This window comes from Mucilaginibacter sp. PAMB04168, from assembly GCF_039634365.2.
Classification (GTDB): domain Bacteria; phylum Bacteroidota; class Bacteroidia; order Sphingobacteriales; family Sphingobacteriaceae; genus Mucilaginibacter.
Genome location: NZ_CP155079.2, coordinates 3,325,548 through 3,348,161 on the forward strand (window position 1 = coordinate 3,325,548; position 22,614 = coordinate 3,348,161).

The 22,614-nt window shown below is 42.5% G+C and carries 19 protein-coding genes; 7 read left to right on the plus strand and 12 right to left on the minus strand.

The window, feature by feature from the left end; all coding sequences use genetic code 11:
- Positions 1-30: 30 nt before the first annotated feature.
- Positions 31-1,902 carry a PAS domain S-box protein gene (locus ABDD94_RS14245; protein WP_345952797.1) on the minus strand — a complete coding sequence of 624 codons (1,872 nt, stop codon included), beginning with the start codon at positions 1,900-1,902 and terminating at the stop codon, positions 31-33.
- A gap of 274 nt (positions 1,903-2,176) precedes the next feature.
- Here ABDD94_RS14245 and ABDD94_RS14250 point away from each other — a divergent pair, with 274 nt between their 5' ends.
- From ABDD94_RS14250 to ABDD94_RS14270, 5 genes are all read left to right on the plus strand, one after another.
- On the plus strand, positions 2,177-4,408 hold the full coding sequence (locus tag ABDD94_RS14250) for an ATP-binding protein (RefSeq protein ID WP_345952798.1): 2,232 nt from the start codon (positions 2,177-2,179) through the stop codon (positions 4,406-4,408).
- Positions 4,408-4,824 (plus strand): response regulator, encoded by a 417-nt coding sequence (locus ABDD94_RS14255; RefSeq protein ID WP_345951415.1) that lies wholly within the window; start codon positions 4,408-4,410, stop codon positions 4,822-4,824. Before ABDD94_RS14250 ends, ABDD94_RS14255 begins: the two co-directional genes overlap by 1 nt.
- A gap of 82 nt (positions 4,825-4,906) precedes the next feature.
- Positions 4,907-5,338 (plus strand): hypothetical protein, encoded by a 432-nt coding sequence (locus tag ABDD94_RS14260; protein ID WP_345952799.1) that lies wholly within the window; start codon positions 4,907-4,909, stop codon positions 5,336-5,338.
- A gap of 47 nt (positions 5,339-5,385) precedes the next feature.
- Positions 5,386-5,769 carry an AraC family transcriptional regulator gene (locus ABDD94_RS14265; RefSeq protein ID WP_345952800.1) on the plus strand — a complete coding sequence of 128 codons (384 nt, stop codon included), beginning with the start codon at positions 5,386-5,388 and terminating at the stop codon, positions 5,767-5,769.
- Between the two features lie 78 nt (positions 5,770-5,847).
- Positions 5,848-6,612, plus strand: coding sequence for an SDR family oxidoreductase (locus ABDD94_RS14270; RefSeq protein ID WP_345952801.1), 765 nt, complete (start codon positions 5,848-5,850; stop codon positions 6,610-6,612).
- 104 nt (positions 6,613-6,716) lie between these two features.
- On the opposite strand, the gene ABDD94_RS14275 is transcribed toward ABDD94_RS14270, so the two are convergent.
- The 5 genes from ABDD94_RS14275 to ABDD94_RS14295 form a co-directional block, all read right to left on the minus strand.
- Positions 6,717-7,658, minus strand: a complete 942-nt coding sequence (locus ABDD94_RS14275; RefSeq protein ID WP_345952802.1) for a metallophosphatase — start codon at positions 7,656-7,658, stop codon at positions 6,717-6,719.
- Entirely contained in the window at positions 7,636-8,205 is a 570-nt protein-coding gene (locus ABDD94_RS14280; protein ID WP_345952803.1) for a 5'-nucleotidase, read from the minus strand. The genes ABDD94_RS14275 and ABDD94_RS14280 overlap by 23 nt, the downstream gene beginning before the upstream one ends.
- Before the next feature lie 328 nt (positions 8,206-8,533).
- Positions 8,534-9,388 (minus strand): polysaccharide lyase, encoded by an 855-nt coding sequence (locus ABDD94_RS14285; protein ID WP_345952804.1) that lies wholly within the window; start codon positions 9,386-9,388, stop codon positions 8,534-8,536.
- Positions 9,389-9,455: 67 nt separating this feature from the next.
- A complete protein-coding gene (locus ABDD94_RS14290) occupies positions 9,456-10,322 on the minus strand; it encodes a polysaccharide lyase (RefSeq protein ID WP_345952805.1) in 867 nt (288 codons plus the stop codon).
- Between the two features lie 37 nt (positions 10,323-10,359).
- Positions 10,360-11,913, minus strand: coding sequence for a serine hydrolase (locus ABDD94_RS14295; RefSeq protein ID WP_345952806.1), 1,554 nt, complete (start codon positions 11,911-11,913; stop codon positions 10,360-10,362).
- A gap of 519 nt (positions 11,914-12,432) precedes the next feature.
- On the opposite strand from ABDD94_RS14295, the gene ABDD94_RS14300 reads away from it, so the two are divergent.
- Positions 12,433-13,575: a putative sensor domain DACNV-containing protein gene (locus ABDD94_RS14300; protein WP_345952807.1), complete on the plus strand. Its 1,143-nt coding sequence runs from the start codon at positions 12,433-12,435 to the stop codon at positions 13,573-13,575.
- Between the two features lie 55 nt (positions 13,576-13,630).
- Here ABDD94_RS14300 and ABDD94_RS14305 read toward each other — a convergent pair whose 3' ends face one another.
- From ABDD94_RS14305 to ABDD94_RS14325, 5 genes are all read right to left on the minus strand, one after another.
- Entirely contained in the window at positions 13,631-16,555 is a 2,925-nt protein-coding gene (locus tag ABDD94_RS14305) for an FAD-linked oxidase C-terminal domain-containing protein (RefSeq protein ID WP_345955988.1), read from the minus strand.
- A 4-nt stretch (positions 16,556-16,559) separates the two neighbouring features.
- A complete protein-coding gene (locus ABDD94_RS14310; RefSeq protein ID WP_345952808.1) occupies positions 16,560-17,465 on the minus strand; it encodes a DUF1338 domain-containing protein in 906 nt (301 codons plus the stop codon).
- Between the two features lie 73 nt (positions 17,466-17,538).
- A complete protein-coding gene (locus tag ABDD94_RS14315) occupies positions 17,539-18,384 on the minus strand; it encodes a 4-hydroxy-3-methylbut-2-enyl diphosphate reductase (protein WP_345952809.1) in 846 nt (281 codons plus the stop codon).
- Positions 18,385-18,456: 72 nt separating this feature from the next.
- Positions 18,457-19,128, minus strand: coding sequence for a MarR family winged helix-turn-helix transcriptional regulator (locus ABDD94_RS14320; protein WP_345951402.1), 672 nt, complete (start codon positions 19,126-19,128; stop codon positions 18,457-18,459).
- Between the two features lie 89 nt (positions 19,129-19,217).
- Complete coding sequence (locus tag ABDD94_RS14325) at positions 19,218-19,982, minus strand: SDR family oxidoreductase (protein WP_345952810.1); 765 nt, start codon at positions 19,980-19,982, stop codon at positions 19,218-19,220.
- A gap of 223 nt (positions 19,983-20,205) precedes the next feature.
- On the opposite strand from ABDD94_RS14325, the gene ABDD94_RS14330 reads away from it, so the two are divergent.
- A complete protein-coding gene (locus tag ABDD94_RS14330) occupies positions 20,206-21,189 on the plus strand; it encodes an SDR family oxidoreductase (protein ID WP_345952811.1) in 984 nt (327 codons plus the stop codon).
- 107 nt (positions 21,190-21,296) lie between these two features.
- Here ABDD94_RS14330 and ABDD94_RS14335 read toward each other — a convergent pair whose 3' ends face one another.
- A complete protein-coding gene (locus ABDD94_RS14335) occupies positions 21,297-22,589 on the minus strand; it encodes a hypothetical protein (protein WP_345952812.1) in 1,293 nt (430 codons plus the stop codon).
- Positions 22,590-22,614 lie beyond the last annotated feature (25 nt).

Sequence of the window (22,614 nt, forward strand, 5' to 3'; positions counted from 1 at the left end):
AAAAGTGTAATTAGGCAGATTAGCAACAAGCTAAGCCTCATATCTGTACAACGGTAACGAAAAGTAGAAGGCAGAGCCATTGCTTTTTTCACTTTGAACCCAAACATGCCCGCTGTGCCTTTTAATGATTTCGGCAGCTACATACAGGCCAATTCCAAAGCCAGAGAACGTTTGCTCATTTTTCCCTTCAACCCGGTAAAACCGGTTAAATATTTTTGCTTGCTCCTCCGGATTAATCCCTATGCCATAATCCTGAACCGCAATCTTTACTTCATGCTCAGTAGCGCTTACTTTAACATCTATACGGTCACTTTCGGGCGAGTATTTGATGGCATTAGTCAAAAAATTGGTCACTACCTGGGCAATACGGTCGCGGTCGGCGTTAACGGTATAAGATGGCGCTGGCGTAAAAACGATGTCATGGTGTGTGGCTGTATGCTGCACTTCCTCTATCGTTTCGTTTAAAACATCATTTAACACAAACGGCTCGCAATTAAGGCTTAGCCTGCCGCTTTCCATTTTCGACACGTCAAGTAAATCGGTAATTAAACGTGTTAGCTTATTAATTTGCTTATTAACGGTGTTTAAGGATTTCAACAGAAATTCATCCTCACTACGATCTTTATAAATGGAAAGTAACAGTTGTATATACGCCTTTATTGATGTAATTGGTGTTTTTAGCTCGTGACTGGCCATGCCGATAAAATCGTTTTTAACTTGCTCATGTTCTTTCATGTCGGTAATATCCATACCCGAGCCTATATAGCCTTCAAACACACCAGCATTGATCCGCGGAACTCCCTTCATACCAATCCACCTGAAGTCTTCGCCACTCTTCATCCGGTACTCCAGGTAAAATTCTTCGCGGTTATCAAACGCCTGGTTGTAGCTGGTTATAACCATTTCCTTATCGTTAGGATGCATAAGGCTGCTCTGCAGATGCCCATTATCTGACAGCAACTCGGCCACGTTGGCAAATTGCGTCCAGTTCTTATTCAAAAAAGTAGTACGTTTATCAACACCCGTCATCCAGATGAGTACCGGAGCAGAGTCGGCAATGTTTCTGAAACGCTCCTCGCTGTCTCTAAGCATTTGCTCAGATTTTTTACGCTCCGTGATATCCATACATGAGCCTACATAACCTGCAAATTCACCATTTGATAAATAACGCGGTTTTCCTGTTGCCGCTACCCACTGGGTACATCCATCCTTTCTTAAAACCCTAAAATCAACCTGATACTGGCTTTTAAGGTTAACATCCCGCCTAAAATTATTGATGACCTGCTCACGGTCTTGCGGTACTACAAACTCAATCCAGCCGCGGCCCAGGTGAACATCGTACGGTTCGCCGGTCCAGTCAATCCAGGTTTGGTTTACAAAAATTATATCGCCTTTGGTGTCAACAGTCCACAACGCTGTTGCGGCTGCATCAGTTATATCTTTGAATAGTAGTTGTTGTTCTGCAAATTGCTGCCGTGCTTGTACCTTAACGGTAACATCATGCCCAAATAAGATTAATCCGTCAATATCATTTCCGGCACTTCTATGAGGAGAGCATGCAAAGTCGAAGAAGCGTTCAGATAAATTACCATCACTGTCCCAGTCTGCTGTTACCGCATACTCATATGTATGAGCGGTTTCGCCGGTTTTATACACCTCTTCTAACATCCGGAACCATTCGCCCCCTTCCGGGTCATGCCATGCCTGCCGTAAGGGTTTGTTTAACAGGTCTCTGCCTCCACATATCTTCTGAAACAAAAGGTTGTTAAATTCACATAAACTCTCAGGTCCGCGCAAAATAGCTAGCGCACCAGGAGCCTGCATAAATGCTTGCCTGAGTTGGTTATCTGACTGATAAAAGCTGCCGGCAGAAAAACCGGTCTCTTCTGTTTCGGATAGCATATAATAGATGTTAATCTAATTTCCAGATTTAATTGCGAAATAGCAAGCTTAATTTTCCAAATTGTATGAGTTTCACTTTTCACAAGTTGGCAAAGTACAGGAAGTAACAATTTTGAAGAACAACGAGAATTTTAAGAAAAAATCGAGGTTAATCTATATCTATTTAATAATTTTGCCTTTTAGGTAATGTTCGAATATCATATGTTCGCGCAAACCAAACTGATACTTACAGGTTGTGATAGGCCACTGGCATCATGGCCCATATTACAACCCGATGACTAACTACCAGGTAGATTTAACCAATTGCGATAGAGAGCCCATTCACATTCCGGGCAAAGTACAGGCACATGGCTTTTTAGTAGCTGTTGACAGCAGCTTTGCTATTAACTACGTCAGTGAAAATATTTCAAAGTTTTTAGCAACAGATGCGAACAGCCTGTTAGGGAAAAAAATCGCTGATCTTGAAAGGCTGTTATTAAGCCAGGAAGACGCAGGATTTATAACTCAACTGCTGCTGCTGGGCAAGCATACTAAGTCTTTTGAAACCATTAATCCTTACCGGCTCAGCATAAGCAACGAGAGCTTTAATCTCATCTTATCGCAAGCTGGCACTAATTATTTGCTCGAGTTTGAGCCTGACAGTACCGCTACTGAGTTTGATATTCAAAAGACTATAGGTAGATCGGTTTCAGAAATGCTGACCGGCAAAAGCTTAAAACATTTACTTGATAACGCGGCCGAGCAAATTAAAAATCTGATTGGCTATGACAGGGTGATGATTTATAAGTTTTTAGATGATGGACATGGCGAGGTAATTGCAGAAGTGAAAGAGGAGCACCTTGAACCATTCATAGGTTTGCACTACCCTGCAACCGATATTCCTAAGCAAGCACGCGAACTTTATAAAGTAAATTTAACCCGTATCATTACGGATGTAAATGCTGAAGCTTCTGCAATTTTAACCCTTGCAACCGAGGGCGAAACATTAGCCTTAAACCTTACGCATTCGGCCCTGCGTGCGGTTTCGCCTATACATATTCAGTACCTCAAAAATATGGGTGTGGCATCAAGCTTTAGCATTTCATTACTTTACCAGGATGAACTGTGGGGTTTAATTGCCTGCCATAATTATACACCGCGTTTCATCAATTTCAAAGCACGTGAAGCATCCAAGTTAATCGGGCAGATAATTTCATCGGCGCTTGAATATAAACAAGACGAAGAGAACAGCAGTAAAAATAACCAGTATAAAGCTGCGTACGATGAACTTACGGGCATATTGCGCAAAGGCGGCAATGTTGCCGATGCCATAACCAAGCATACCACCAGTATTTTAGATGTAACTGATGCCAGCGGCGCCGTACTGGCATTCGAAGATCAGTTGATTATGCTTGGCGTAACTCCAAGCACCGAACAAATGACACCATTGGTAGATTGGCTTAAAACCAATATGGAAGACCGCATATACCATACGCATAAATTACCTGACGTTTACCAACCAGCCAAGGCTTTTAGCACGGTTGCCAGCGGTGCACTAGCGTGCACGCTTTCTAAAGAATTAGGTGAAATGATTGTATGGCTAAAGCCCGAACAGATATCTACTGTTAACTGGGCTGGTAATCCCAACAAACCTGTTGAAATTAATGAGGATGGTTTGATGAGCTTGTCACCAAGGCGATCATTTGACGTGTGGGAAGAAACAGTTAAACACACCTCACAACGATGGAGCAAGGCGGAAATTAGCAATGTACTTAAGCTACGTGATGAGGTGGTTTTTGCCATAAACCGCCAGGCAAACGAGATTAGGATACTTAATGAGAAACTGAAACAGGCGTATGAGGAATTGGATACTTTCAGTTTTACAATTTCCCATGACTTGCGTACGCCTTTATCAACTATAAAAAACTATTCGGAACTGTTGTTGGAATCGAACTCCAGTTTAGATGAAGATGCTAAACGCATTCTGAACAAAGTAATTGGCGGTGCCGACAAACTCAATTTCCTTATTAAAGAAGTGTTAAATTACTCGCGCGTTGGCCGTGCAGAGTTACAGAATACTGACTTGGAAATGGCGAGTATCATCAATGATTTAAAAAATGATTTAGTTGTAGCATTTAATACCCACAATTTAGTTTTTGAGGTTGGAAACACACCGTCTGTCTATGGCGATAGAACCATGGTTACGCAAGTTTTCGCAAATTTATTAAATAACGCCATTAAATATTCCAGCCGTTCGGCCCCTCCACACGTAAAGGTTGAAGGAAAAGAAACCCAGACGGAAGTGATATACTCGATCACTGACAACGGCGTTGGAATTGATATAAATTACTATAACCGTATCTTTGATCTGTTTAAGCGCATGGACAATGTGCGAAACTACGAGGGTACAGGCGTAGGCTTAGCCATTGTTAAACGTATAATTGAAAAACATAACGCCCGTATTTGGATGGAGAGTGAGCTGGGTGTTGGCACGGTATTTTATATAGCATTTAGAAAAAACCTATAATGGGAGCACCTGACATTTTATATATCGAAGACAATGAAGATTTTATCGACGTTGTTGAGCGTGCTTTGAGTCAAATAGATCAACAAACCGTTATGCACACCATCGAGGATGGCGCTCTTGCCTTGTCTACACTTGATAAATTAGTGGAGGATAAAGCCCCGCCCCGATTGATACTGATTGATTTGAATTTGCCTGGTCTCTCTGGCCTGGAGTTACTCCGAAAAATCAGGGAAAGTACGGCCTTACGCTACGTACCTACCATCATGTTTTCAACGTCCGACAATCCGAAAGATATTAGGGCATCGCTGGATTTTGGGGCAAACGCCTATGTAACCAAGCCGCTTGGATACAACAACCTGATTAAGTGCCTGGGCGCCATGCACCAATTTTGGATTAAAACCAATTGTGTTGCTTAAGCTGCTATTGCAAACAAAAAGCATTCTTTTAAAGTATACATAAAAAGGCTGACCATTGGTTGGCCTTTTAAATTTCCGATCTATGAAAGATATACGCTTAATACTGTTATGCCTGTTTGCAATTACCGCTTGTAAATCACAAAAGCAAAATTCGAACAACGGCTGTGCCGATATAATGTGCACCGAGGAGTTTCAGATGATACCGGTTAAACTGATCAGCACATCTGGTAAAGAAGTTAGCTTCAAGTCGTACAAAATTATTGAGACCGCTACAGGCAAAGAAATCAAGAACAACGCCGAATTGCCTAACACCAGCGAAAATACCAATACCCTAATTGTAGCCGACGATAGTCACCGCAAGGAATTTGCCGAAAGAGGCACCGACCTGCAGTTACAAATTACCCGTAGCGATGATAAGATAATTAAGGTAGCATTTAAAATATCTGGCGGTAAATGTGCATGCCATGTTGCCAAACTTAACGGCCCAGACCAGGTTGATATAGATAGCTTGTAAGCAAGAAAACAAGTATTGTACAGCCATTAATTACCATAGTTTATTACGTGCCTATCCCTGCTAAATTACTTACTCGGAAAGATGAAATCACCAAGGATTTCCTGCAGTTGTTTGAGGAGCATATTAGCGCCCTAATGAGTGGCCAGGTTCAGGAGCGCTATTCGGCAAGCAAATTTGCCAGCCTGCTATTTATTGCTCCGGGCCACCTTACTAATACAATCAAACTCACTACCGGCAAATCCCCTTGCGATTTTATGGAAGAGCGCTTGCTGCTGGAAGCGCAGAAAATGTTGCAGGAAACCAACTTATCTGTTGCAGAGATAGGCTATAAGTTTGCTTATAACGACCCGACTAATTTTACCAAATTTTTTAAAGGTATGGCTGGCATTACGCCTTTACAATACCGCAAGAAAGTAAGATTAACTGCCTGACAGATTCTGAAGAGTACACCTTTTTTGTCAGCGTAGCCAGGCTAACTTTGTCTTGTCAACAAATACTGAACAACACTTATGATAAACACCAATAAAATAGCCTTGGTTACCGGTGGTAGCCGTGGCCTGGGCAAAAACATGGCACTAAGCCTTGCACAAAAAGGGTTAGATATTATTCTTACCTATAACAGTAAACAAGAGGAAGCGCTGGATACAGTAAAAGAGATTGAGTTACTTGGACGAAAAGCAATAGCGCTACAGCTCAATGTTGCTGATGTAAAAAGCTTCGATTCATTTTTTGCTGAGGTTGGCAGCGCCTTGCAGCAAACCTTTGCTACCGACAGTTTTAATTACCTTGTCAACAATGCAGGTATAGGCATACATGTACCATTTGCCGAAACTACTGAAGAGCAATTTGACACCCTGCTTAATATTCAGTTTAAAGGAGTTTTCTTTCTTACTCAAAAAGCATTAGGGTTGTTGGCCAACGGTGGTGGCATTGTAAATATTTCAACCGGTTTAGCGCGTTTTACTTTACCTGGTTACGCGGCTTACGCAGCCATGAAGGGTGCTATAGAAACGCTTACCAAGTACCAGGCTAAAGAATTAGGCAGCCGAGGCATTAGGGTGAACGCGGTGGCTCCGGGTGCTATAGAAACCGACTTTGGAGGTGGTGTTGTACGCGACAATGATCAGCTCAATAATTTCATTGCTTCGCAAACAGCTTTAGGCCGTGTAGGTAAAGCTGATGACATTGGCAGCGTAGTTGCCTTTTTATGCAGTGATGATGCCAAATGGGTAAACGCCCAGCGCCTCGAAGCATCAGGCGGTATGTTTTTATAATAAGCTTCAGAAGCAAAAAAGCAGGGTGCCTATGCGCCCTGCTTTTTGTTATGTTCGCACAACAAATTCGAAGCAAGTATTTACGACTTATTGTTAATAAAGCATTATATTGTATTTGATATACTATACTGAAACGCTGCTTTAGATTTCTTACCCGAACGTTTCTCGAAGTAGTAATCAATTCGGCCCAGGTTTATGCCGGCCCAGCCTACTTGGTTAATAGTAGTGATATGGCCATCAAGGTTTTGTACATCTTCGGGCTGGTCTAAAAATGTATGCGTATGCCCACCTATAATTAAATCGATATTGCGGGTGCTTTTGGCCAACACCTGATCAGAAACTTTATTCTCTTTATATTGATAACCTAAATGCGATAAACAGACAACCAGGTCGCATTTTAAATCCTTTTTCAACAGTGAGGCCATCTCATTTCCTTTTTTGATTGGGTCCAGATAAACTGTTTCTTTATAGTTTCGCGGGTCAACCAATCCGGCCAATTCAATACCTAAACCAAACACCCCAATTTTTAAACCTTTTTTATTAAATATTTTATAGGGCTTAGTTGATTGGTGCATAACAGTATTGCTGAAATCGTAGTTACTCATCAGTATCGGGAAGTTAGCATTAGGCAATTGCTTGTAAAACCCGTCTATGCCGTTATCAAAATCATGGTTACCCATAGTGGCTGCATCATAACCCATATCGCTCATAAGCTTTAGCTCCAGCTCACCGCCAAATAAATTAAAATATGGCGTGCCTTGAAAAATATCGCCTGCATCAAGCAACAATACGTTTTCATGCTCTGCTCTGATCTTTTTAATCAGTGCAGCCCGCCGGGCTGCACCACCTAAGCCCTGGTTACGGGATCCATCCATTGGGAAAGGCTCAATACGACTATGCACATCGTTGGTGTGTAATATAGTAAGATGCTGCAAGTCGCCGGCGGCCAAGGCATCAAACGAGTATGCGCTCAAGGCGGCAGAAGCCCCTAACAAGCTTGTGGTTTTAAGAAACTTTCGGCGATTATAATTTTGTAACTCGTCCATCTAATTGAGCGTTAACAGTTTTGCCTGCTGCAGTTTGCAGTTTTACATAATTAATTAAAGCATCCCGTACACGTAAGCCGAGTACCTTTCTTTCCAGTGGGGTACTAAATCCAGCAATGTTATCACCACCATTAGCTAAGTAATCCGAGGTTAGCACAATGTATGTTTTCATACGGTCGAATGGCTGGCCTTTAACCAGCACATTAACGGGCTGTTTATCTTTTATCTTAAGCCTTATAGCACTAACCGGCTGTCCATTAGTTACAGCGATAAAATTAAGCAGTGCTTCTACATCAGTCCCTTTTAATTTCAACGTAACCAATTCGTTTTCAAACGGCATCATCTCGAACATGGTACTCAAGTTGATATTGCCCTGGGCTAAATCGTTGCGCAGCCCTCCTTTTGTAGTCGGAACGGCAAAATCAATATTCGGCTCAATCTTTTTAGCCTCTGCTAATACAGCATCAGCATAGAAATTACCCAACAAAGTTTCGGGGTCATCGCTTTTAGTAAGCGCCTGTGCACTTTGACCTATTACACGATTCATCTGCGCATCCATTTTTTGCTTGTATGGCAAATAAGTTTTTATAACGCCAGAATCTACGGCAAGACGATCATTTATATTGTATTCTGAACGATTACTTTTTACCAGTTGATAATGTGACTGGCAGGAAACCCAGCTAAAAAAAGGCAGGAGAAAAAGAAAAAGCTGGTGAGGCTTTAAAAGCATATAAGAAATAATTTAGCAGGTGCCTTACATCAGCATCTGCACCACAAATATACCCTTAGCGTCCTAAACTCACTAATATGAACAAGATTGTTATAATGAATGTCATGCTAATTTCAGCCCACTTTAGTTGCTGTTAGCGCGGTAATTAGTCGGCTATCTTTGTCCAGGTCAGATCGTCATAATAAATATCACCATCGGTTGTGGATTGCCAATATTCATCACTCCCGCCTCTAAAAGTATGAAAGGTAATTTCTTTAATCTTCCGGTATGCGTCATTGGTTGTCCATCTAATAGCCTGGCTTAGCAGTGGCACGCCATCAATTTCATAAAGCACGTTACCATCAGTAGCGGTACCTGAATTACTTTTCACCCTTATTTTAACCGTGTACCACTGATTTTTATTGAGTCTTACACTCTGTTTACCAAAGCTATTGCCACAGTCTTCGGGCATGTCTTTATAGTAAACATACGGACGAAAATACGGTGCATCATTAACGCTATTACTGGTTTTAGTACCATTGGGGTTATACCACATTAAACGCGCCGTACCGCCGGTACCATCATCGGCTTTATTGCAACCGGTAAATCCATTTCCAATATGAAAGCCAAATCCTACTTTCCCTCCCCTGCTCCATTCAAATGTAGATCCGAAACGAACCTTAAAGCTTAATTCGTATTCCGTTCCATCGGCAACATCAATATTTACAATATTTCCGCTCGATAAGGTGTTTGAAGGAATTTTAATTTTTACTGTATTACTAAAGATATCAGCATTGCGCCAAGTGCCAATGATATCGCCCATGTCGCTCTTTGCGGAGGCAACGGTATAAACACCATCGGCATTAGAGTTCCAGTTTACTGATTTTGAAGCCACGGTAACTTGCGGCGGTAAAACACCGTTATTTTGGTTTGACGGGGCAATTGGCTTTTGTTTACCGCACGACAATAGTGCGTTGGCAACCAACATTGTAACAAGTGTATGAGTAAGATTGCGAAGCATATATTTATTTATATTGTTTTAAAAACAAAGGGTTGCCCTCAACCACAGCAACCCTTTAAATCAGTATTTAACTGGCTATGCGGGTATAGCTTAAATCATCATAGTAGATTAAACCATCAGTAGTAGCTTCCCAGTATTCTTCACTACCGCCGCGGAACGTGTGGAACGTAATGTTTTTAATTTTGCGGTAATTATCATCAGTTGTCCACCGCAAGGTTTGGCTTAGTAAGGTTACACCATCAATTTGGTACAGTACACTGCCGTTGGTGCTGGTTCCTGAGTTACTCTTAACTCTGATCCTGACCGTATACCACTGATTTTTATTCAGGGTTTTACTTTGCTTGCCAAAATTGTTACCGCAGTTTTCAGGCATATCTTTATAGTAGACATACGGGCGGAAATATGGAGCATCGCTGCTGCTGCTGGTTTTTGTACCGTTAGGATTGTACCACATTAAGCGTGCAGTACCGCCGGTGCCGTCATCAGCCTTGTTACAGCCGGTAAAGCCGTTACCAATGTGAAAACCAAAACCAAGTTTACCACCACGGCTCCAGTAAAAATTCGGCCCGAACCTTACTCTGAAAGTTAGTTCGTACTCTGTACCGTCAGATACGTCGATATTGACGATGTTACCGTTAGATAATGAATTGGCAGGGATACGAATGCGGGCCTGCTCGCTAAAAATGTCGGCATTTTTCCAGGTGCCGCTGGCTAACTGCCCCATATCAGCTTCGGCAGACGATTGCGAATAAGTACCATCCGGGCGGGCAAAACTGGTTGATTTGCTGGCGTAAATGGCTTGTGTTGCAACGGCATCATTGTCAACAATGGCTTCTTGCTGCACATTGCCCGTTTCCTTTTTGCAGGCACTAAACACTGCAGGCAACAATAAGGTAGCTGCCAGCATTCTGGTCATGTTTTTCTTAAAATTCATAATTGATTGGTTTTATGTGGATTGGTTGAGTACTTGATTAGCTTTTCTTTTCCTCTAAAATCTCAAGGTTCTCTTTCAGGTATGACAGGTAACTGGCTTTTGAGCCCGAATCGTCGGGCAACACTTGTGCCTTACTGATGGCTAAGCGAGTATTGCGAGCGTCTTTAGCAACAACATAAGCCTCTGCCAAATTGAGGTAGGCAAACGCAGAATTAGGATATTGCTGCACACAGAATTGAAATGCCTGCAGCGCTTGTTGCTTATTATGCACACGGTGCAAAAGGTTAATGCCGAATTGTGTTAAGGCCTGTGCACTAAAATCATAGCTGTTAGGCTCTGTTTTTTTCAAGGCAGAAAAAGTTTTAAAAGCATCACTTATCTCGCCGGTACGGGCAAGTGCTTTGCTCATAGCCAGGCTTATGGGCATTTTGGGCTGTGTTAAGGCGCTACCGGTGAGCCATTGTGCAACAAGTTTACCCAAATTAGCAGGGTTAAATTCACCCGCTATGTTACTGCTTACAGCCACGCCGATCCTCTTTTCGGGTATTAGCACAACCAAATTGCTGAAGCCACCGTACTGGCTACCCTTTAGAAAAATACGCTGGCCTTTTTCTTCTGTAATTTCCCACCCATACCCGATAGCAGTACTTTTACCTGTTTTAAACCGGGTTGATAATACTTCATCGTAAAAACCCGAACCGAATAATTCAGCTCTTCTAGCACGGCCTTTGTTTAGCAAGGTAAACATCCAGCTGGCTATATCCGTTGCGGTAGTATGGAAACCGCCGCTGCCACCGTTCTCCCGGTTATAAGGGTAAAGCGTATCCTGCTTTGTGGTGTGAGTAAGCCAGTTACTTGTTTTAAACGGCATAGCTGTACCTTTAACCTTAATAAAGGATGAACTTTTCATCCCTAAGGCTCCAAATACATTAGTCTTCATATAATCCTCAAACGGCTTGTGAGTTACTTTGCAAATTACATCTGCCAGTATATCGTAGTTGTAAGGCGAACGTTTTACCTGTGTACCGGGTTCCTTAAATTCAGGGAGTTGGCTACCAATGCTTCGAGTGGTCACCTCCAACGCATTGGGGTTATAATTGGGCATATCCCACATAATGTTGTAATGGGGTATGCCAGATGTGTGGGTTAGCAAATGCCGGATGGTTATTTTCTGATAACTGTTTCCCCCCATTTTAAAGTATGGTAAGTAATTTACTATCGGTTCATCAAGGTCGAGCTTTCCATCATCGGCCAGTTTTAATACGGCAGTAGCCAACATAGGTTCTGAGATGCTACCTGCTAAAAAGGGCGTATTTACTGTAAAAGGCTTGTTTGCAGCGTTAGCACCCCCCATAGTAGTACAATAAACAGAATCGCCGCTAACCATAGCCAGGGAAATTCCTGGTATAGAAAAGTCGCTTTGAAAGGTTTTAATTAACTGATCGACTTGCTGTGTGCGGGCTTTAGCAAACGGCTCCTCAGTCTTCAGTTGCGGCTTTGTGCACTGGCTGCTTAAAACTGCAACCAGTAGGTTAAACACAAAAAAAATGTTACGTTCCAAAATGGCATACTTATTCACTTTTGTGGTCATACAAATCAGGTTGTTGAGAGGTTAAAAATTGGTTTAAAAGGTTATACCCTTAAAGTAGCAGATCCTTTAATTAAGCTATTGGTTTGCACAGTGCAGCAATAAGCCATTGCGTTGCAATTCAAATAATAGTTAAATAAGGCGTGTGCTTTGACTAATTGGTTAGACCAAATTAAGGGAGAATTTATCTTACTGTCAATATTAAAACACCAACAAAATACTAAAAATCAGACAGTTGAGCCAACGATGATACGCTTCAATAGCAAACAGACAAAGCGTTATTGATTTAATTATAACTTCAAATTGACCTTTGCCAAATGCAAGTACATTACTTAGCGATACGTTAAAAAAACAATATAAAATTTTTGTTAAATCTGCAGGTTCAAGTTGATTAGCCCCCTTTAATGCTATTCGCCATAGCCTCGATTACGGGACAGGCGTTTTATTTTACATAAGCATTGCGTTATATCTTTTGTTATCCCGCGCTTCATCACTATCATTGTTTCAAAATTCGTCAACCTTATGTTTTCCGAACCCTCCTATCTGGCAGCGCGAATGGTAGCCGAAACCATTGAAGTTCATTTTGCCGAGCATTTGTCTCAGGCTCAGGAACTAGGCGAGCAGGATCTGGCCACAGCTTGCAGCGCAAACATTATCGAAGCTGTTATTGACACTGCTTTTTGGGCCAGTTTGCGCCGGGAGGAAGGCCGTTCGGTAAGTATCTCCATGGCTTTGTTAAAACCAGAACAGGCTGGCAAGCCCCTGGTATTTGGTGACCGCCTAAGGCTTACACCACATAATTTGGTTAAACTGGCCCCAGCTGTAGAGCAACCGGGCATTCACCTGGGCGTATGGCACGAAAACGACGAGTTGTACATTTGGGGCACTACACACACGGTACCGGGAATTTGCTTTGTGCTGGAAGTGGTTGAACCGGGGTTACTGGTTATTAAACACCGCCGCCTGGCAGGCTTTGGCAAGTTTGTAAATATTGCCGTTTTACATGGCGATCAGATTAAGGTGCTCGACGAAAAATCAATGGGCATTGCAGATTGTCCTGCTTTGCATGCCTCGCTGATGAATATGTCCCTGCCTTCGTTTATGGGCGAAAAATTTAATGTGCTGGTACAGTTGGCATCATCCATACGTATACATCGCCGCGGCGGATTGGTCTTGATTGTTCCGCGCGCATCAACTGGCTGGCACGAATCTATCGTTCATCCCATTAAATATGCTGTAACGCCGCCTTATACCGTAATTGCCGATTTGATGCTGCAAAAAGAGCAGGAGCGTAATAAGTTTGAATGGAAAGAAGCCCTGCTGCAAGCCATTGATATTATTGGCGGATTTACAGCGGTTGATGGCGCAACTGTGATTACACAACATTATGATCTGTTAGCATTTGGTGCTAAAGTGGCCCGCTCTGCCACCAGCGTACCTGTTGAAGAAATTATACTTACCGAACCTATAGCAGGCGCCCAAGCCACACGCATTCATCCGGCACAAAATGGCGGCACACGTCATCTTGCTGCAGCACAATTTGTACACGACCAGCATGATGCGGTTGCCCTGGTGGCCTCGCAGGATGGCCAGTTCACGGTATTCGCATGGTCAGAAAAGTTAAAGATGGTTCATGCTCACCGCATTGACGTTTTACTATTATAAGCTAAATCTGCCACGGCAACTATCTACGAAATAAGGTTTAATGAAGTGATGCAGGTTATAGCAAGGCATTATAAAGTATTTCTACCGGGTGTAATGCTCTTCGGCCTGTTCCATCCTTTATTTGATGACGGCAACTGGTACCAGGGGCCGCTATGATTACATCGTGCGGCTGCTTACGAACCGTTGGCAACAAAATCAGTTCGCCGATTTGCATAGAAATGTTGTAATGTTCTTTCTCATACCCGAACGAGCCTGCCATTCCGCAGCAACCGGAAGGTATCGTTTCTACGGTATAATGTTTGGGAAAAGACAATATCCGACTTGTAGCGCCTAAGGCCGACCAAGCCTTTTGCTGGCAATGGCCATGCAGCTTAATTAACTGCTGTGCGTTGGTAAAGCTCTTTTGCTTTATATTCCCCTTAATTATCTCTGCAGCAATAAACTCGTCTATTAGGAAACTGTTTGATGCGAGATGTTTAGCAGCCGGTAAAAGATCATCATCTATCAGATCAACGTACTCGTCACGAAAAGTAAGTATGGCCGATGGTTCGATCCCAATCAAAGGCTCATCTGCTGAAATTAACTTACTAAGGATCTGAACGTTAATATGTGCTATCTTCTTAGCCTCTCGTAGTAAACCTTTTGATAAGTGTGCTCTTCCGCTTTCAGTATGTTGCGGTAGTATCACCTCGTAACCTAAGCGCTCCAGTAACATAATGGCTTTAACGCCAATGTCGGTATCCTGATAATTCGTAAACTCATCGCAAAAAAGGTATACCCTGCCTATGGTTTTTTTACTAGCAAATGAGTTGCTGCCTTTATGCTGAGCAAACCATTTTTTCAGCGTTAACTTACCAAGCGTTGGTATTGAACGTTTTTGCGCAAAGCCGGCTAAGGATTTAACCAACCTAGCTGTTAACGCATTCGTCATTATAAAATTATATAAGCCAGGCACAACCGAACCTAATCTAGCGGATGCGGCATAGTTTGCTATTAACCGGGAACGGAAAGGAACACCATTGGCATCCTGATAGTGCTGCAAAAACTCAGCCTTAAGCTTAGCCATGTCCACATTAGAGGGACATTCAGATTTGCAGCCTTTACAGCTAATGCAAAGGTCCATTACCTCTTTGATCTCCTCATGGTCAAAGCGATTAGGTTTGTCAGAATTAGTCAAAAATGTCCTTAATATATTGGCCCTCGCGCGTGTGGTATCTTTTTCGTTTAAGGTGGCCATGTACGACGGACACATCGTACCCCCTATTAAATGCGATTTGCGGCAATCTCCCGATCCGTTGCATTGCTCGGCATGTTGCAGTACATCCTGATTGGGGTAGCGAAATACCGTTCGGAATGCCGGGCTCTGCTGCCCGGGTTGGTAACGTAGCATAGTGTTCATGGGCGGTGTGTCCACTATCTTACCAGGGTTAAAGAGATTATTTGGATCCCAGGTGCTTTTAATTTCTCGCAATAACTCATAATTGCGTCTGCCTATCATCTGCTCTACGAATTCGCCGCGAAGGCGTCCGTCGCCATGTTCGCCGCTTAATGAACCTTTATATTTTTTCACTAAGGCTGCAATTTCCTGTGCAATCACCCTAAACAGACGATTTCCTTCGGCAGTTTTTAAGTTGATTATAGGCCTTAAATGCAGTTCACCCGACCCGGCATGTGCATAATGCACGGCATACAAGCCGTACTTTTTTAAAATTTCGTTAAAGTCCTGAATGTAGGCTGGCAAATCCTGTACATCTACAGCAGTATCTTCTATAACCGGAACAGCCTTTTCATCACCGGGCAAGTTACTTAATAAGCCCAGGCCGGCCTTTCTTAAGGTCCAAATGCGTTGCGTATCGGTTCCAAATAATAGCGGAAAATGATAACCCAGACCAGCCGCCCGCATTTCGGCCTCTACCTGGGACGCTATAGCTAAAACTTCATCGCGTGTTTCTCGCGCATATTCTATAACGAGTATAGCACCAGGATCACCTTTAACAAAAAAGCGGTTCTGGCTTTGTTCTATGTTATCTTTGGTACATTCCAGAATGTAATGGTCTATTAGTTCACTTGCGCTGGGGCGATACTTTAAAGCAATGAGGTTTGCTCGTAAAGCTTCGTTAACAGAATTGAAATGCACACACAGCAAACCATTCTCCCGGGGCGGCAATGGCTCAAGGTTTAGTTTGATCTCGGTTATAAATGCCAGTGTGCCTTCTGAACCGGCCAGTAGCTTGCAAAAATTAAAATCTTCGCCACCTGCTGTAAAGGGCGCACTTTGCAGCATTATATCTATTGCATAGCCCGTGTTACGCCGTGCTATGCTTTGCTTCGGAAACTCACTTCTAATTTCTACTTGATTCTCATAATTACTTAGTTGGCTGCGTATACCTTGGTACACTCTGGCTTCCAACGTATCTCCAGCGCATTTTGAAATAAAGTCATCAAAAGACAAAGCTTTAAATTCAACCTCCGAACTATCGCTTAATAACGCCTTTATCTCAATAGTATGTTCACGAGTACTCCGGTAAATGATAGAGTTTGATCCACAGGAGTTATTCCCTACCATTCCTCCTATCATAGCTCGGTTAGCCGTAGAGGTCTCAGGTCCAAAAAATAGATTATAAGGCTTTAAGAACAGATTAAGTTCATCACGCACCACACCTGGCTCAACGCGCACCCAACGTTCAGCAGCATTTATTTCGAGAATTTTAGTGAAGTGTTTAGATACATCTACTACTATACCCTTACCCACAACCTGACCTGCAAGCGATGTACCAGCCGTACGTGGAATAAGAGAAGTACCTTCAGTTCGGGCAAATTCAATCAGCCTTCTTATATCAACAACACTAGCAGGCATAGCCACAGCCAAAGGCATTTCCGCATAAGCAGAAGCGTCTGTAGCGTACAGAACACGCATAGTATCATCACAAAACAGCTCTCCCTCTAGCTGCCCGGCCAATTGCTGCAGCTTTTTATCCATACTGCTAAGCCTTGGTTTGCCCTGTGTAAGTGCTTTCAAAAATTTTATCTGCATTGTTCGTCTCAAAACCGTCGCGGCGGTGCCGGGTCAACAATTCATCCGGTTTTAAATGCGCAAATTCAGGCAAAGGAAGACGTTCGGCAAACTCCACATAGCTGCCCGCAATACTCATGGTTTGCCCGTCAGCAAATAAGGCATCCTGCATTTCGGCTACCGTACTACTTTGTTTCAGTAGGCCATCACCACTAATTTTGACTTTTCCACCCGCAGTATTTAATTTTATTCCTAAACTCTCCACAAACGCATCGAATTCTTCGAGCCGGTTATAGCCCTCTTTTAAGGCATGTACACTTATCGTATAATGGTTAAGGTAATAGCGGTTATAAATTACCCAGGCTGCATACTCGCTTTCTTGCAATAGGTTTTCGTAGTCTGCTTTGGTTGGCAATGCCCAAAGTGATTGATGCAGAAACTCGCCAATCTGCGCTCCGTCGTTTAAGTTAACTGAATCGACAGGATCGGCAATTATGGAGTCGGTATATTGGTGAATGATTTGCTGCGCGTGTTCTGATAGTTGATCTACAACTAACTCGCTCATAAAAATGCGGGGATACTTATCGGCGGGTGGCGCATACCAGTAAGCATTCAGCTTTTTACCTTCAAAATAATAATAATCTCTTTTTTGATAGCCATGATGCAGAAATATCTTTTCGAAAGACTGTATACCCAAATGTGGAACGCCTAATGTACGAAAGGCAATATGATCGTTTACAATCTCGTCCTGTGATTGGACTACGTCTTGCGCAACGAGGGAATTCGTAATTTTATTTACCGCAGGTACCTTGTTACTATAGCGCTCAAAAAGAATATTAAGAAATATATTCAGCGGAGTTTCGTCACCAAAATACATAAGTTGTTTAGCTAAAGGATTATTGCTCAAATAACGCCCTTTATACAAACTTCTGCAAGTAAAATTCCAGTTGCTAAAGATTGATTATCCGGTCCCTTACTTCTTCCATAAGCCACATAGGGCTAGATGTTGCACCGCAAATGCCAACACGGTCATTTTGCTTAAACCATTCCGGCTGCAAGTCGCTTAATCCTGAAACAAAATGGGTTTTTGAATTAGCCTCTTTGCAAACCTGGTAAAGCATTTTGCCATTAGATGATTTTTTTCCTGAAACGAAGATAACCGTATCATAATGGGCAGCAAATTCCCGCAGTTCCAGATCACGATTGGATACCTGTCTGCAAATAGTATCTTTTAAGTCTACCTTTGCTCCGGATGCCTCCAGGGTATCTTTGATGTTATAAAGTTCTGCAGTGCTTTTAGTAGTTTGGCTGTATAAGGTAATCTGCGCTGGGAGAAGCTCTGTTTGCAGTTCTGTGTAACTACCAAAAACCACGGCATTGTTGTTGGTTTGACCCTTTAACCCAATTACCTCGGCATGGCCTTCTTTACCGAATATAAATATCGGCTCCCCGTTGTCATAACTTCGTTTAATTCGGTTTTGCAGTTTAAGCACCACAGGGCATGATGCATCTATGAGCTGTATGTTATTAGCCAAGGCCAACTGATAAGTAGAAGGGGGCTCGCCATGTGCACGTATCAGCACTTTCTCGTTACGCAATACGCTGAATGAATCGTTATCAATTATCCGTAAACCTTTGTGCTGCAAGCGCTGCACTTCTTCGTCGTTGTGCACAATATCGCCCAGGCAATAAAGATAACCCTGTTCTTCTAAAATTTGTTCGGCCATCTCAATGGCGTAAACAACTCCAAAACAAAAACCAGAATTGGCATCAATATCAACTGATAAGTTCAGCATAGTATTCAAAGTTATAATAAATACAACTTTGAACCAAAACTGTTTGAAGAAGTTAAATATTGTACTAACCGCTTAACTGTTGAATTCTTGCAAATCCCTCTTTGAATTGATGGTCTTCTTTTCGTGATGATGATAGTGGAACGATTCCAATTTTTGTAGCAGGTGTTGCAAAACCAGTTTTTCGGACAAGTTTAGTTCGCCTGTAACTATTTTACCCACGTTGTTCATTTCTTTAAACACATCATAAAGTAACTCGCGTCCGGCATCAGTAATGCAAATACGTTTTCCCCGCTTATCTTTGTCATCGTTCCACTGCTCAACTAACCCGGCTGTAATTAAACGTCTGATTACTTCTGTGCCTGATGTCTTCTCCTGCAAGTTACGGCTAATCAGATCGCCTTTAGACATATTATCGTGAGTAAGCAGAATGGCAAGACAGGTAAAGTCTTCACCTGTTTGCAAAGGAGTGCCTTCTAAAGCCTTTTTGATATAATATTTGGCATAGCGGCTCATGTAAATAAACAAGCGTGCAATGCTATTATCAATTTGATAAGCCTGTGATTGAGCCTCTTTCTCATTTTCACCAAAGCGAATATCTGGTGTTGTTTCGTTCGGAGCCGAATCTTGCAAATGATTAACTAAGAAACCAGCAAAGCCCTGCATCGATATTTCCGATCCGTTACTCTCCTTTTCAAACTGTTCAACAAGGTTCAATAATTGGTGTACCAGTCCGTACGATTTCATGTCAATTGAACCATATTATGTTCATTTTGTTTAAGTTAAAAGGAATACAGCGTTATACTGTCTTCTTAACCATATTGTTATAGGCAGAACTAGTTATTTAATTTAATAAAGCCTCCATCAATAGGATAATCACATCCTGTTATAAAGCCGGCCTCGTCAGAACATAAATAAAGCGCTAAGGCGGCTACCTCTTCGGGCTTAGCCATACGGCCTATAGGTTGGCTTTGCGATAGCTTTTCAAACATCTCTGCCTCACGACCAGCATAGTTCTTTGCAATAAAGCCATCAACAAATGGTGTATGAACTCTGGCCGGCGATATGCTGTTGCTACGTATGTTATCACCCAGGTAATCGCGTGCTACAGACATGCTCATGGCATGAATTGCACCTTTACTCATAGAATAGGCAAAACGATCGGCAATACCCACAGATGATGCAATGGAAGCCATACTAACGATAACACCACCTCCGTTGCTTTTCATAATCGGCACAACTGCATACAGGCAATTATATGCACCTTTTACGTTAACATTATATACCCTTTCAAAATCGGCCTCTTCGGTTTTTTCAACGTTGCCAACATGGGCAATACCTGCATTATTAACTAAAACATCTATTTTACTTATAGATTGGAAGACCTGTAGTATCTGTTGTTGATTAGTTACATCGCCGCTATGCGCAAAAGCATGCCCGCCAGATGACTGTATTTCATCAATCGTTTGCTGCGCCGCATCAGCATTAAGTTCTATGACATGAACGGTTGCACCTTGCTGTGCAAATAATTTGGATATGGCTTTTCCTATACCACTACCACCGCCGGTTACAACAGCGATTTTATCTCTTAAACTAAACATCTGTAGTTGTTATTAGTGTAATACTCATTAAGCATTTAACACATCTGTGTAATATGCACAGCTTCAAAGGTATCATTTTGTGATATGCATAAAACTTTTTTGTTTGATTATTTCGCCTATTTATCACTTTACTGGCAGGTCTGCCCCTTATTGCTTCCTGACTTATAGGCAATGATGGTGATTGTTATGCAAAACACTTAGTGTTACCAATGGTTAAAAAAAGATGGAACTACAAAACAACCATTTAACAGGTAAGACAATTGTTATAACAGGGGCATCAAGTGGTGCCGGCCGTGCAGCTGCGCTTGAGTTTGCTCCATTTAGTCCTAATTTGGTTTTAGCTGCCCGTAATGAAAATGCATTAAATGAACTATCAGACGAGTGCAGGCAATTAGGCGCACAAACCCTGGTTGTGCCCGTAGATGTAACTGATGCCAAAGCCATGATAAACCTGGCCAACGCGGCACAAGCGTGGCAAGGCAAAGTAGACGTTTGGATAAATAATGCCGGCGTGTTAGCAGCCGGCGATTTTGATAAAACACCAATGGAAGTGCATCAGCAAATTATCGAAACTAATTTGTTGGGCTACATGAATGGAGCCCATGCCATATTACCTATTTTCAAAGCACAGCAACAGGGCACTATTATTAATAACATCTCTATCGGCGGATTTTTACCAGTGCCTTTTGGAGCTGGTTATACTGCAAGCAAATTTGGCTTAAGAGGCTTTTCAGAGGCGCTTAAGGCCGAATTGACGGCATGGCCTGATATTCATGTTTGTGATCTGTTCCCGGCTTTCTTGGACACACCCGGCATTCATCATGCAGGTAATTACACAGGCAAGGTGCTGAGGCCTGCGCCACCTGTTTACGATCCGAAGCGGCTTGCTCAAACCATGGCAAACGTGATCAAAGATCCACGGTCTAATACTTATGTAGGGAGCTTGTCGCTTTTGCTTAAATTATCACACGCCTTATTTCCGGAGCTTACGGCTAAAGCTACCGGATTTGTAATGCGGAGATATTTCAAAGTAGCCGATAACCTTCCTTTAACGGATGGCAACTTGTTTACCACCGTAAAGTATGGAATGAGCACGCATGGCGGTTTTGGACTACCCGGGAAGCCACGAGCACACCGTAAGTATTTAGCAGGAGCTTTATTGGCCGGCTTGCTTACAAGCGCACTGGTTATTGGCTTAAAGAAATAATTGATATTTAAGTAACAAAAGAAAAGCCTGTAGATTATTCCTCTGCAGGCTTTCTTTTGATATGTAATGAGGTTTGAAGTTTTTTAAATCATATTACTTACTATCAACTATCTGATTTTAGCTAATTCGTTTACGTACTTTTCTATTAGCGTATAGCCGTCTTTGCCTACTTTACTGGTATCTGCCAGGTTAGCTGTATCACTTAGGTGAGTCGACTCCCATTTATCGGGTATACCGTTGCCGTTTGTGTCGGCTAACTTTTGCGCAACAGGTAATTCCGGCTGGCCGCCGGCATCAACTTCGCTTTTAAATATAATGCCCAACTTGCCTAAACTCCGGAGGTAGCCAATAATGCGTGTATCGACGGCATCACGTGACAGGGATGCGCCTGCTTCGGCCAATACTTTTTGGTAAGCCTCTGTGGCACTTTCGGCTTTGACATTGGCTTTGTAAGTAGAGCGCGGCAACATGGTTAAGCCACGTTTTACAAAATCTGAGTCTACTGTTAAACGGCCATTCAGTTTGCCGTCTTTGTTCATATCTACATAGTTACCCTTATGGTAAACCTTATCAGTTGCCGAAAACATGCCAATAAAAGCATGGCCTGAATTAGGACCGGCAATAAAGTAATTATTTATAATATCTTGTGTGTGCACAGCAGCTGAGTGCCCGCCTACAAATCCGTTTACTCCCCAATTATACACCACGTTGTTCACATACTCTAAACCGGCCTTACCTTTGGGGTTACGGCTTTGGTTGTCAATCCACAAACAGTGGTGCACGGTTACATTAGTTGGGTTCTCGAACAAGGCTCCGAATCTTTGCGGGTCAATGGCTTCACCTACGAGACAGTATTGTAATGTGATGTTTGAGCTGTTTTTGATGTGCAAATTATCCCATCTTCCCCACTCAATACTTACGTGATCAAATATTACATCTTTACAATCATCAGCCACTACAGTGCAGGCGCCGCGTGGCATGTTGATGCTGCCTCTAAAACGCATATAACGCACAATGGTACTGTCTGAAAATGACACACCGTTGCCGTAAACTACAATCCCTTGTCCCGGTGCGGTTTGTCCGGCAATAGTAATTTTGGATGCGGCGGCTATTTTATCGGTAATTTTGATTACACCAGTTACATCAAACACCACAATACGGCTGGGTTTGCTAACTGCATCGCGGAAAGAACCTTCGCCTTTATCATTTAAATTAGTAACGTGATATACGCTGCCTCCCCTCCCGCCGGTTGCAAAGCGGCCAAAACCTTCGGCACCCGGAAAAGCCAGCTGTTGCGCCTCAACCGTAGTTGATGCAAGGCATACCCCTAAAGCAATGGTTGCACAAATACCTTGCGCTGCTTTTTGAAGGCTTAATTTTAGAGATGGTATTGAAAACATATTAGAGAAGTTAATTTTTGTTTTT